10 protein-coding genes are annotated in these 12129 nt (G+C 62.2%); 7 read left to right on the top strand and 3 right to left on the bottom strand.

Annotated elements, in window-relative coordinates; all coding sequences use genetic code 11:
• Nucleotides 1–307: 307 nt before the first annotated feature.
• Nucleotides 308–508, bottom strand: coding sequence for a YbdD/YjiX family protein (locus tag HFK74_RS32075; RefSeq protein WP_008063747.1), 201 nt, complete (start codon nt 506–508; stop codon nt 308–310).
• Between the two features lie 240 nt (nt 509–748).
• On the opposite strand from HFK74_RS32075, the gene HFK74_RS32070 reads away from it, so the two are divergent.
• From HFK74_RS32070 to msrA, 3 genes are read left to right on the top strand one after another with little or no spacing between them, the layout of a single operon-like run.
• Nucleotides 749–1354: an SCO family protein gene (locus HFK74_RS32070; RefSeq protein WP_008063745.1), complete on the top strand. Its 606-nt coding sequence runs from the start codon at nt 749–751 to the stop codon at nt 1352–1354.
• Nucleotides 1354–1842 (top strand): copper chaperone PCu(A)C, encoded by a 489-nt coding sequence (locus tag HFK74_RS32065; RefSeq protein WP_180207086.1) that lies wholly within the window; start codon nt 1354–1356, stop codon nt 1840–1842. The genes HFK74_RS32070 and HFK74_RS32065 overlap by 1 nt, the downstream gene beginning before the upstream one ends.
• Before the next feature lie 53 nt (nt 1843–1895).
• A complete protein-coding gene (gene msrA, locus HFK74_RS32060) occupies nt 1896–2402 on the top strand; it encodes a peptide-methionine (S)-S-oxide reductase MsrA (RefSeq protein ID WP_180207085.1) in 507 nt (168 codons plus the stop codon).
• Between the two features lie 141 nt (nt 2403–2543).
• Here the strand turns inward: msrA and HFK74_RS32055 are convergent, their stop codons facing one another.
• On the bottom strand, nt 2544–3083 hold the full coding sequence (locus tag HFK74_RS32055) for a hypothetical protein (RefSeq protein ID WP_180207084.1): 540 nt from the start codon (nt 3081–3083) through the stop codon (nt 2544–2546).
• A 170-nt stretch (nt 3084–3253) separates the two neighbouring features.
• On the opposite strand from HFK74_RS32055, the gene HFK74_RS32050 reads away from it, so the two are divergent.
• From HFK74_RS32050 to katG, 4 genes are all read left to right on the top strand, one after another.
• On the top strand, nt 3254–3775 hold the full coding sequence (locus HFK74_RS32050; RefSeq protein ID WP_180207083.1) for a sigma-70 family RNA polymerase sigma factor: 522 nt from the start codon (nt 3254–3256) through the stop codon (nt 3773–3775).
• Nucleotides 3772–4740 (top strand): FecR domain-containing protein, encoded by a 969-nt coding sequence (locus HFK74_RS32045; protein ID WP_180207087.1) that lies wholly within the window; start codon nt 3772–3774, stop codon nt 4738–4740. Before HFK74_RS32050 ends, HFK74_RS32045 begins: the two co-directional genes overlap by 4 nt.
• Before the next feature lie 100 nt (nt 4741–4840).
• Nucleotides 4841–7264 carry a TonB-dependent siderophore receptor gene (locus HFK74_RS32040; protein ID WP_180207082.1) on the top strand — a complete coding sequence of 808 codons (2424 nt, stop codon included), beginning with the start codon at nt 4841–4843 and terminating at the stop codon, nt 7262–7264.
• A 378-nt stretch (nt 7265–7642) separates the two neighbouring features.
• Nucleotides 7643–9895: a catalase/peroxidase HPI gene (gene katG, locus HFK74_RS32035; protein WP_180207081.1), complete on the top strand. Its 2253-nt coding sequence runs from the start codon at nt 7643–7645 to the stop codon at nt 9893–9895.
• Nucleotides 9896–9953: 58 nt separating this feature from the next.
• Here katG and HFK74_RS32030 read toward each other — a convergent pair whose 3' ends face one another.
• Nucleotides 9954–11951 (bottom strand): U32 family peptidase, encoded by a 1998-nt coding sequence (locus tag HFK74_RS32030; RefSeq protein WP_008063725.1) that lies wholly within the window; start codon nt 11949–11951, stop codon nt 9954–9956.
• Nucleotides 11952–12129 lie beyond the last annotated feature (178 nt).

Here is a 12129-nt window from a genome sequence, read left to right as displayed (position 1 = left end):
CAGGACCGGAGCGAGGGCATGCCGAGCATTAGCGAGGCACCGAACGCCAGGGGCAAGAGCCCTTGGTTACTTGGGGCTTTTCCAAGTGACTCGCCGTAAGGGCGAAACCCTAAGTGGCCGTTACCGCAGGAATGGATATGTACACCTGAAAGAAAATGGCCGGCTATGAGGACGCCTTCGCCGGCAAGCCTGGCTCCTACAGGGGGCTGTGTACATCCATAAAGGTCAGGTCGTCTGTCGGGCCGCCTTCGCTGGCAAGCCAGCTCCTACAGTAGATCGGCTCTGTAGTTGGGGGGAGTTTGCAGCGTCAGCAACACCGCGTATTACATTTCCCACGCCCAAAACGCGCGTCCTGACGCTCACGGAAAAACGCCTCGTAGCTCATCACCGGCTCCCCCGGATGGCTGATCGCCCTCTGCGCGACATAGTTGTCGTAATCGGGCACGCCCACCATCAAACGCGCGCTCTGGCTAAGGAAACTGGCGGCTTGCTGCAATTTGCGGATCATGGCAGTGCTCTCGATGAGGTTTGGACAGCCCGATATAACCCCACTGATGTATCTGCAATGTGTCCGCTTCCAGGCCATTTGTATTTTCATGTATTCAAGCCCCCGCGACCTTTTGGCGCATGACCGGCTGGCCATCGATTGAGCGCCAATGGGCAACAGTTTGTTAACATCCCTGCGCTTTTTTTCGCCTGATTCGTCAGGCACTGTGTTTTCTCTGTTGCACACAGGAAGCTTTTTTCCATGAGTACGTTGTATTCCCGCCGCACAGTCCTGCAAGGCATGAGCCTGTTGAGCCTCGGCCTGCTCGCCGGCTGCGATGACAGCAGCAAGCTGTCGTTCAAGTACGGCAAGGACCTGAGCGACAAGATCATGGGGCGTTCCTTCAAGCTCAAGGACGCCGACGGCGAAACCCGGATGCTCGGCAGCTACCAGGGCCTGATGCCGATGATCTTCTTCGGTTTCACCCAATGCCCGGCCGTCTGCCCGACCACGCTGGCCCGCGCCGCCCAGGCAAAGAAACTGATGGGCCGCGATGGCGAGCGCCTGCAAGTGGTCTTCATCACCCTGGACCCCGAGCGCGATACCCCGCAAATGCTCGACAAATACGTCAAGGCCTTCGATCCGAGTTTCGAAGCGCTGTACGGCACGCTGGAAGAAACCGCCGCCACCGCCAAGGAGTTCGGCGTATTCTTCGAGAAAGTCCCCAGCGGCGACACCTACACCCTGTCTCATACCGCCACCAGCTTCGTGTTCGACTCCCGTGGCAATCTGCGCCTGGGCCTGTCCGCGTCCCTTACCGCTCAAGAGTGCGCAGAAGACCTGCTCACCGTCATGGAGGTCTGCTGATGACTTCGTTCTGCGCACCACGTATCAAACAGCTTGTACTGGGAATGGCCCTGATCGGCATGGCGTGGCAGGTGTCCGCGCAAACCCGGGTGAGCGACGCCTGGGTCCGGGCGACGGTAGCCGGCCAGCCTTCGAGCGGCGCCTTCATGACCTTGCAGGCCGACACCGACAGCAAGCTGCTCAGCGTGCAGTCACCCGTGGCGAAGACGGTGCAGATTCACCAGTCGAGCATGAAAGACGACGTGATGAGCATGCAGCAGGTCCAATCCGTGGCGTTGCCGGCCGGCAAGCCGGTGAACTTCGATCCCCATGGCTACCACGTCATGCTCATGGACCTGACGGGCCAGATCAAGGAAGGCGACAGCGTGCCCCTGACCCTGACCGTGGAAAACGCCAAGGGCGAGAAAGAAACGATCCAGGTGAACGCGCCGGCAAAGGCACTGGGTACGATGGATCATGGCAATATGGATCACAGCAAGATGCATTGAGGGTCTGACGGCCTCCCCCACGGAGGCCGCTCTTTGATGGGAGGTGCGTAACGATGACGTCGAACACTGAAACCGCCATCCTCGCTGGCGGCTGCTTCTGGGGCATGCAGGATCTGCTGCGACGCTACCCTGGCGTGATCTCCACGCGGGTGGGCTACACCGGCGGCGATGTACCCAATGCCACCTATCGCAACCATGGCTCCCACGCCGAAGCGATCGAAATCGTCTTCGACCCGGAGCAGATCAGCTATCGCCAGATCCTGGAATTTTTCTTCCAGATCCATGACCCCAGCACCAAAAACCGTCAGGGCAATGATCTGGGCACCAGCTATCGGTCAGCACTCTATTACCGGGATGACGAGCAGAAACGCATCGCCGAAGACACGGTGGCCGACGTTGATGCTTCCGGCCTCTGGCCCGGCAAGGTGGTCACTGAGATAGAGCCTGCCGGCCCCTTCTGGGAAGCGGAGCCTGAGCATCAGGACTACCTGGAGCACTACCCCAACGGTTACACCTGCCACTTCATACGACCGAACTGGATCCTGCCCAGGCGTCAGTAATTGTAGGAGCCGGCTTGCCGGCGAAGGCGTCTTCGAATATTGCAGTGGTCTTGGGGGCCTTTTCGCAGGCAAGCCAGCTCCTACAATGTTTCGCGTAGGGCGTTGATCTGTGGTCGCCTCTGCTAATCCGAGGGCCATGGATCAAGACAGATAACCGCGCTGCACGCTGACCCGTCGATCAATGGCCTGTCGCAACCGTTCGCTGTGTTCGGCCCACACCTGGGGGTCGACCTTGGGCGAACGCATCAGTTCAAGCATGGCCGACTGTGCCGCCCGGTATTCTTCCAGGGCATCGCCGGCCATGATCCTCAAGCGCTCGCCTGCGGTCATTTCCAGGCGGCGCAAGGCCAATACCGTTTCGTCGGTGATGACTGTGCTCAAGGTCAATTGCGCTCGATGGGGCGCGATGAAAGGCTGGGTTTCCAGCAGGATCGCCCTGGCCCGCTGTCCGCCCCACTGCAAGGCCAGTGCAAACGGCTCGCGCAGGCCGCGGTCATGAAACTCTTCGCAGATCGCTGCCCCCTCTGCGGCGTAGATCCCGATGAATACCTGGGTCATCCCCTGCGGCGTAATGCGCGCCTGCACCTCTATTTGCCTGCCGTCGCCCAACACGTCTTCATAGGTTTTGACGGGCAGGCGTTTATTGAGCCAAAGCCAGAACTGTGCGCCTCTATGTCGCATTCACTACCCTCCCCAGGATCGCTTCCCGAGTAAGGCACAGGATGGCGCCGTTCGCCATGCCGGCGGTCGTTTGAGTGCGGTGGCCGGCCGCCGGGTCGCCCCCCTTGCCGTCATCATTGGCGCTGATTACAATTGCTAATAATTCTCACTAGCAAAAAAACAATCACGCGATGAGCGACTCTCTTTCCGCCACTCACCAACTTCACGTGCGCAGTGTCGAAGCCCTGTACGTTGGCCATCAGGGTTGGCTGCACGCCTGGCTGTTGCGCAAGCTGGGCAACCGGGTGGACGCGGCCGACCTGATGCACGATACGTTCACGCGTATCCTGGCGGCCAGGTCGCTGCCGGAGATTGCCGAGCCACGGGCCTACCTGACCTGCGTGGCCAAGGGCATCCTGGTCAACTGGTATCAACGCCAGGCACTGGAACGTGCCTACCTGTCGGCCCTGGCGCAGATGCCCGAGGCACTTGCACCCTCGCCGGAAGTGCGTTTCTTGATCCTCGAAACCCTGCATGAAGTCGATGCACTGCTCGATGCCCTGCCGCCACTGGTCAAGCGCGCGTTCCTGCTGTCGCAGATCGGCGCGATGAAATACGAGGACATCGCGACGCAACTCGACGTCTCGCTCATCACCGTCAAGCGCTACATGAAACAGGCCTTCGTGCAGTGCCTGACGTTGATGCACCAATGAACGGCCAGGCGATGATCAGCCCGGCCGTCCTGGATGAGGCCGCAGAATGGCTGATGCGCTTGGGCGAAGGTGCGCTCAGCGAACACGAACGCGTGCAATGGCAACAGTGGCGCGCCAGCAGCGCCGAGCACGAATGCGCCTGGCAGCGGGCGGAGTGCCTGCTGGGCAAACTTGAGGGCTTGCCCCCGGAGCTGGCGATACCTACGCTCGACCGCCCGGCCAGCCCGCAACGCCGCGCGCTGCTCGGGCGCCTGGCGGCGCTGCTGGCGCTGGCACCCGCCACCTGGGCCGGATGGCAACTCGACGAGCGCCAGGGCTGGACCGCCGACTATCACTCGCCGATTGGCGCGCGTCGCCAGTTGACGCTGGTCGATGGCACTCAGGTGACCCTCAACACCGACACCGCGATCGATGTGGATTTCGATCCGCAGCAGCGACTGATCAGGCTGCGCAAGGGAGAGATCCTGATTCAGACCGCGCCAGACATCCAAAAGCCCGCCCGACCGTTGCGGGTGTCCACCGCACAGGGCCGCCTGCAGGCGCTGGGCACCCGTTTCAGGGTGCGCGAGGAAGACGGCGTCACGCGCCTGGCGGTGTTCGACGGCCGCGTGCAAATCGAACGTTCTGCGCAGTCCCAGACAGCGCCGGTGATCCTGCTCGCCGGCCAACAAACCACCTTTTCCGACGTTGCGATCGGCGCCATCACCCAGGCCGACAGCGCCCTCACGGCCTGGACCCAGGGCATGCTGGTGGCCGACGGCATGCACCTGGGCGACTTTGCCAAGGAGCTGGCGCGCTATCGCCATGGCCTGGTGCGCTGCGATCCGGCCGTCAGCCGGCTGCGCGTCTCCGGCGCTTTCCCCCTGGACGACACCCGGCGCGCGCTGAGCATGCTGGCCTCGACCTACCCGGTGCAAGTGACAACGCACCTGGGCGGATACTGGGTGACGATTGCAGCCGTTTGACCCACTCAGAAAAATATTTGCAAAACGGTGATACTTTTTTCGCGCTGGGCTGGCAAGGGAAGACACCCCCTCTCCCTTGCCGACAGGATCACCCCCCTCGATGCCCGTTGAACGCTCTTTACGCTTGACCCCTCCCCTGCGCCGTACCGCCTGCAGCGCCGTCTTCAGCCTGATGCTCGCGGGCGCCTGCGCCCCCGTCTGGGCGGCAGGGTCGCAACCGCCAGCCATCGCCGATGCCCGTGGTTATCAGATTCCGCCAGGCCCGCTGGGGCAAACGCTGTCGCGCTTCGCCGCCGACAGCCAGATAGCGCTCTCGTTCGACCCCGGCCTGACCGATGGCCTGCAAAGCCCCGGATTGACCGGTACCTATTCGGCGCTCGAGGCGCTCACCCGCCTGCTGAGCGGCACCGGCCTGCAACTGGTCCAGCGCGCCGACGCCAGCTACACCCTGGAGCTCGACAGCCACGGCGACGCACTGCAACTCGGCGCGACCTCGATCACTGGCCAGCGCCTGGGTGTGACGACCGAAGACACGCACTCCTACACCACCGGCGAAGTCAGCATCGGCAAGGGCAACATCAAGCTCAAGGGCATCCCGCAGTCGGTGTCGGTGGTCACGCGCCAGCGCATGGACGACCAGAACATGAACAGCCTGCAGGACGCCATGCGCCAGGTCACCGGGGTCACGATCAAGACCTACAACTCGGGCTCCAGCCTCAACGATGTGTACATGCGCGGCTTCCTGGTCGACCAGGTGCAAGTCGACGGCGTCTCGCAACCCACCGGCCAGGGCGACATGGCCACCGCGTTCGACCTGGCGATGTATGACCGCGTCGAAGTGCTGCGCGGCCCCTCGGGCCTGTATCAAGGGGCGGGCGAGCCCGGCGGCACCATCAACGTGGTGCGCAAGCGGGCTCTGGGCCGGTTCGCCCTGGGTGGCGAACTGGCCGCAGGCTCCTACGACCACTACCGTTCCTCGGTGGACGTCACCGGCCCGCTGAATGACCAGGGCAGCGTGCGCGGGCGTTTCATCACGGCCTACGAAAACAACCAATCCTTTGTCGACTACGCCCAAAACGAACGCCCGATGGTGTACGGCCGCCTGGAACTGGACCTCGACCCGTCCACCACCCTGTCGCTCGGCGGCGCTTACCAGCAGAACCACTCCACCCCGGCGTTCGGCTTGCCGGCGTACGCCACCGGCAAATTGCTGGACGTACCGCGCTCGACGTTCGTCGACGCCAAGTGGAACGAACTGAACGAAAAAGTCTGGGAAACCTTTGCCGAAGTCGATCACGCCCTGGACAACGGCGGCCAGTTCAAGACCACCCTGACCTACCGCGATGCCGAGACCCCCAAGCGCAACTTCACCTGGGCCGATGGCGCGGTCGATCCAGACACCGGCGACAGCTGGGCCGTGGCGTACAACTACTACACCCACATCAAGTCCATCGGTGCCGACAGCTTCATCACCACACCCTTCGACGCCCTGGGACGCACCCACGAATTCACCGTCGGTGCCGAATACCAGCACCTGGACAAGGACTTCACCTACGGGGGCGGCGACTACTTCCCGATCAACGTGTTCGACCCAGGCAGCATCGATATTCCGAAACAGGACTACGTGAAAAACAACGGCAACTGGTCCAAATCCGACCAGTACGGCCTCTACACCCGCGCCAAATTCAACGTCACCGACTGGCTCGACGTGATCGGCGGCACCCGGGTGACCTGGTACGAGAGCGACGCGAAGAACGCCAACGCCTTTTTCAACAACTTCGGCAGCGCCCACACCAGCATCAACCGCAAGGTCGTGCCCTATGGCGCGATCATCGGCAAGCTGACCCCGGAACTGTCGGCCTACGCCAGCTACACCGAGGTGTTCAAGCCGCAAAGCGAACTGGGCTCGGACAACACGCCAATCGGCCCGCGCGAAGGCCAGCAGTATGAAGTCGGCCTCAAGCGCGAATTCTTCGACGGGCGCTTGAACGCCAGTGTCGCGATGTTCCGCATCTATGACGAAAATCGCGCCGAATACAACAACGCCACGGCGGCCTACGAGGCTCAGGGCAAGGCGCGCAGCCAGGGCTGGGAAACCGAGTTGAGCGGTAACCTGACCGATAACTGGAGCATCGTCACCGGCTACGCCTTCACTTCAACCAAATACCTGAACTCCGATGATGGCAATGAAGGCAAGACCTTCAGCACCATCACCCCCAAACACAACTTCAACCTGTGGACCAAATACGAGTTCAGCGACGGCCCGCTCAAGGACTTCAGCGTCGGCGGTGGCGTGCGCGTGGTCAGCGACACCTACTATCAGCGTGACGTCAAATTCGAACAGAGCGGTTATGGCATCGCCACGGCTCAGGTGGGCTACAAGATCAACGACAACCTGTCGACGACGCTGACCGCCAACAACCTGTTCGACCGCAAATACTACGATCGCGTAGACGCTTCCTGGGGCACCAACTTCTATGGAGACCCACGCACCCTGACACTGGCGCTGCGCGCGCAGTATTGACGCCCACCGATGGAAGTTCGCCAGTCATCGCTGGCGAACTCGATAGCGGCAAAGGCGCCTTGAAAGATTCCGCCTATCGGCTACAAATACTCCAGCTATTAGCCGTCTGCCCAAGGGCGGTCTAGCCTTATCTAACGCCGGTGCGGTCTGGCCGGCCTAGACCTGATAAGAAGATAAAGCAGGAGTCAGTAACCGACTAGGCATACCGTGGGTCATCCCGTTGGCAATTCGCTTGCCAGTGCCGGTGATGCCCATTTGGCCACGATGATCAGTTGATCGACTTGCTGGGCCAACAGCCTGAGTCATTGATTTCACTCACCGCCATCGCACCTTGACCGGGACGCTGGCTGAATGAACACGACCAAAGGTAGCTCACAGATGGGAACTGAAACGAAATGCCCGTTCAATCACGCAGCGGGTGGTGGCACCACGAACCGCGATTGGTGGCCGAACCAGCTGAATCTGAAGATCCTGCACCAGCACTCGTCCCTGTCTACCCCCGCGGACGAGGGCTTCAACTATGCCAAGGCGTTCAAGAGCCTGGACTTTGCCGCGCTCAAGCGTGACCTGACCGCCCTGATGACCGATTCGCAAGACTGGTGGCCTGCGGACTTCGGCCACTACGGACCGTTGTTCGTGCGCATGTCCTGGCACGCCGCGGGCACCTACCGTACCGGCGATGGCCGAGGCGGCGCCGGTTCTGGCCAGCAGCGCTTTGCGCCGCTCAACAGTTGGCCCGACAACGTCAGCCTGGACAAGGCCCGCCGCCTGCTGTGGCCGATCAAACAGAAGTACGGCAACAGCATTTCCTGGGCCGACCTGATCGTCCTCACCGGTAACGTCGCGCTCGAAACCATGGGCTTCAAGACTTTCGGCTTTTCCGGTGGTCGGCCTGATGTCTGGGAACCGGACGAAGATGTCTACTGGGGCTCGGAGAACAAATGGCTGGGCGGCGACGTGCGCTACGACAAAGCACAAAAAGCCATGCAAGAACCCGGTGAAGGCCCGCTCGTCGCAGAACCCGGGGAAAATGAGGAGAGCCGTACCGAACAAGGACGCAACCTGGAGAACCCCCTGGCGGCCGTGCAAATGGGCCTGATCTATGTGAACCCCGAAGGCCCTGAAGGCAACCCGGACCCGGTGGCCGCCGGCAAGGACATCCGCGAGACCTTCGGCCGCATGGCCATGAATGACGAGGAAACCGTGGCGCTGATTGCCGGCGGCCACGCCTTCGGCAAGACCCACGGCGCCGGCCCCGCCGACAATGTCGGTGCCGAGCCCGAAGCCGCTGGTCTCGAAGAACAGGGCCTGGGCTGGAAGAACAAGTTCGGCACCGGCAAAGGCCCCGACACCATCACCAGTGGCCTGGAAGTGACCTGGACCACCACACCGACGAAATGGAGCAACAACTTCCTGGAGAACGTGTTCGGCTTCGAATGGGAACTCACCAAGAGTCCGGCGGGCGCCCATCAGTGGACGCCGAAGAACGGTGCTGGCGCCGGGATCATCCCGGACGCGCACGACCCGTCCAAACGTCGCAACCCGACCATGCTGACCACCGACCTGGCGCTGCGCTTCGACCCGATCTATGAGCCGATTGCACGGCGCTTCCTGCAGAACCCCGATCAACTGGCCGACGCGTTCGCCCGTGCCTGGTACAAGCTGCTGCACCGCGACATGGGCCCGCTTTCGCGCTACCTCGGCCCGGAAATGCCCAACGAAGAACTGTTGTGGCAAGACCCGATACCTGACGTCGATCATCCGCTGGTCAACGACAGCGACGTCGCCGCCCTGAAAAGCAAGGTGCTGGCCTCGGGCCTGTCGGTCTCGCAACTGGTCACCACGGCCTGGGCCGCGGCTTCCAGCTTCCGGGGTTCGGACAAACGCGGCGGTGCCAACGGCGGGCGCCTGCGCCTGGCCCCGCAGAAGTTCTGGCAGGCCAACCAGCCCGACCAACTGGCGGGCGTATTGACGAAATTGGAAGGCATCCAGCAAGAGTTCAACGCCGGCGGCAAGAAAATCTCCCTGGCTGACCTGATCGTCCTCGCAGGTTCTGCAGGCGTTGAACAGGCGGCGAAAAATGCCGGGCACACCATCACGGTGCCTTTCTCGCCGGGGCGTACAGACGCTTCCCAGGAACAGACCGATGTCGAGTCCTTCGGTTTTCTCGAACCGATCGCCGACGGCTTCCGCAATTACCTCAAGGGCCGGTACCGCGTATCGGCAGAGTCGCTGTTGATCGACAAGGCACAGTTGCTGACCCTCACCGCGCCGGAAATGACCGCGCTGATTGGTGGCATGCGTGTACTCAAGACCAACGTCGGACAGACTGCCCACGGCGTCTTCACCACGCGGCCCGAGGCGTTGACCAAGGATTTCTTCACCAACCTGCTGGACATGGGCGTGGAGTGGAAACCGCTGTCGGAGGCACAGGAAGAGTTTGAAGCAGTCGACCGCAAGACCGGCCAGAAAAAGTGGACGGGCACGCGCGTCGACCTGGTCTTCGGCTCCAACTCGCAATTGCGCGCGCTGTCGGAGTTCTATGCCAGTAACAGTGAGGAGAAGTTCGTGAAGGACTTTGTGGCGGCCTGGACCAAGGTGATGAACCTGGACCGCTTCGACCTGAGGTGAGCGGACCCACGAGGTGAGTTGACGAGCGCGCAGCCTCGGCTGCGCGCTCGAAGGTCACTCAATGGGGCGCGCGATGGATGGTCTTGAGCAGGTCTTCGGGGCTGATGTGCCCGACGACCTGCTGCACGCTGCCCGGTTGCGGCAAATCGAGGATATGCCCCTTCATCTTGCCGATCACGTGCATCTCGCACGGCTTGCAATCGAATTTCAACGTCAGCACTTCGTCGCCGTGGATCAACTGCATCGGCGCGACCTTGGTGCGCACGCCCGTCACGCCCTTGGCCTGCTTGGGGCACAGGTTGAAGGAGAACCGCAAGCAGTGCTTGGTGATCATCACCGGGACTTCGCCGGTCTCTTCATGGGCCTCGTAGGCCGCATCGATCAGCTTGACCCCGTGACGATGATAGAAGTCGCGGGCCTTCTGGTTGTAGACGTTGGCCAGGAACGACAGGTGCGACTCCGGGTACACCGGCGGCGGACTGGTCTCGGCCTTGCGGCCACCCCGTGGATGGGCCTGGATGCGGGCGACGGTCAACGCTTCGATCACTTCGCGGCGCAAGGCCTTGAGCTGGGAGTTGGGAATGAAGAACGCCTGGGGAGCATCGAGCTTGATGTCGGTGGCGTGGTATTCGGTGGTGCCCAACTGACCCAGCAGGTCATGCAGTTGCTCCAGGGCCTGCTGCGGCTTGTTAGCCACGCCGAACGGACCGTCCAGGGCGACGCTGGCGCTGATGCCCTCTTCGCTGGTGGCGGTCAGTTCCAGGCGTTCCTCGCGCAGGCGCGCCACCCAGGACAGACCGATCCGGCGCTCGGCGGAGGTCTTTTGCAGTGCCTGGGCCCAGTTGTGATCCAGGTTGCGGCTCAGCGGGTGATTCGGGCGCAACTGGTGCAGGCCCTTGGGCATCTCGTTCGGCTCGACGCGGTAGCGATAGCGTTTCTCGCCGTCCTCTTCGAACTCGCCTTTGGGTTCGGCGATGTTGGTCCGCCAGCCCACCACTTCGCGCTTGACCAGTACGTTGAGGCCGTCACCGTTGGACAGTGGCTCGTGGGTGACCACCAGCAGATCGCGCTTGCCGACTTTTTCCACCACGCCCACCGGCAGGCCGGTAAAGGTCGGTGAGTCGAAGGCGCCGATGTCGATCTTGCGTTCGCTGACGAAGTAGTCGGTGCTGCCACGGTGGAAGGTCTTGTCCGGATCGGGCAGGAAGAAATGCGCGGTGCGGCCGCTGGAGGCGCGGGCCAGGTCCGGGCGGTCTTCGAGCACAGCGTCCAGGCGCTGGCGGTAGTAGGCGGTGATGTTCTTCACGTAGCCCATGTCCTTGTAGCGCCCCTCGATCTTGAACGAGCGCACGCCGGCTTCCACCAGGGCGCGGATGTTGGCGCTCTGGTTGTTGTCCTTCATGGACAGCAGGTGCTTCTCGTAGGCGATCACCCCGCCCTTCTCGTCCTTGAGGGTGTACGGCAGGCGGCAGGCCTGGGAGCAGTCGCCGCGGTTGGCGCTGCGGCCGGTCTGCGCATGGGAAATATTGCACTGGCCGGAAAACGCCACGCACAACGCACCATGGATGAAGAACTCGATCGCCGCCTCGGTTTCGTCGGCAATGGCGCGAATTTCCTGCAGGTTCAACTCGCGGGCCAGTACCAGTTGCGAAAAACCGGCCTGGTCGAGGAACTTCGCCCGCTCCAGGGTGCGGATGTCGGTCTGGGTGCTGGCGTGCAGCTCGATCGGCGGGATGTCCAGTTCCATCACACCCAGGTCCTGGACGATCAGCGCGTCGACACCGGCATCGTACAGTTGATGGATCAGCTGGCGAGCCGGCTCCAGTTCATTGTCGTGCAGGATCGTATTGATCGTGGTGAACACCCGGGCGTGGTAGCGATGGGCGAACTCCACCAGCGCGGCGATATCGCTCACCTCGTTGCAGGCGTTGTGGCGAGCGCCGAAACTCGGGCCACCGAGGTACACGGCGTCGGCGCCATGCAGGATGGCCTCGCGGGCGATAGCCACGTCACGGGCGGGGCTGAGCAATTCCAGGTGATGTTTGGGCAGGGACATAATATTTTTTAGTCAGGCTGTCACGGTCGAGGCGCGCATTGTAGCGGTGAAATGAGCGGGGGGCATCCGTGTACTGCCAGGTGGCTCTCGGATGTGCCTGATCTACCTGTTCTTCCGGTGTACATATCCATTCCTGCGGTAACGGCCACTTATGGTTTCGCTCTTACATCTATGGTTA

It is taken from the genome of Pseudomonas sp. SbOxS1 (genome assembly GCF_013416725.1).
Lineage (GTDB): Bacteria > Pseudomonadota > Gammaproteobacteria > Pseudomonadales > Pseudomonadaceae > Aquipseudomonas.
Note: the sequence above shows the minus strand (reverse complement) of the source record. Positions and strands in the feature narration are given on the sequence as shown.

Excerpts from the sequence above, each read along its gene's own strand:
- HFK74_RS32075 (WP_008063747.1), bottom strand. The coding sequence starts at position 508 with ATGATCCGCAAATTGCAGCAAGCCGCCAGTTTCCTTAGCCAGAGCGCG.
- HFK74_RS32070 (WP_008063745.1), top strand. The coding sequence starts at position 749 with ATGAGTACGTTGTATTCCCGCCGCACAGTCCTGCAAGGCATGAGCCTG.
- HFK74_RS32065 (WP_180207086.1), top strand. The coding sequence starts at position 1,354 with ATGACTTCGTTCTGCGCACCACGTATCAAACAGCTTGTACTGGGAATG.
- msrA (WP_180207085.1), top strand. The coding sequence starts at position 1,896 with ATGACGTCGAACACTGAAACCGCCATCCTCGCTGGCGGCTGCTTCTGG.
- HFK74_RS32055 (WP_180207084.1), bottom strand. The coding sequence starts at position 3,083 with ATGCGACATAGAGGCGCACAGTTCTGGCTTTGGCTCAATAAACGCCTG.
- HFK74_RS32050 (WP_180207083.1), top strand. The coding sequence starts at position 3,254 with ATGAGCGACTCTCTTTCCGCCACTCACCAACTTCACGTGCGCAGTGTC.
- HFK74_RS32045 (WP_180207087.1), top strand. The coding sequence starts at position 3,772 with ATGAACGGCCAGGCGATGATCAGCCCGGCCGTCCTGGATGAGGCCGCA.
- HFK74_RS32040 (WP_180207082.1), top strand. The coding sequence starts at position 4,841 with ATGCCCGTTGAACGCTCTTTACGCTTGACCCCTCCCCTGCGCCGTACC.
- katG (WP_180207081.1), top strand. The coding sequence starts at position 7,643 with ATGGGAACTGAAACGAAATGCCCGTTCAATCACGCAGCGGGTGGTGGC.
- HFK74_RS32030 (WP_008063725.1), bottom strand. The coding sequence starts at position 11,951 with ATGTCCCTGCCCAAACATCACCTGGAATTGCTCAGCCCCGCCCGTGAC.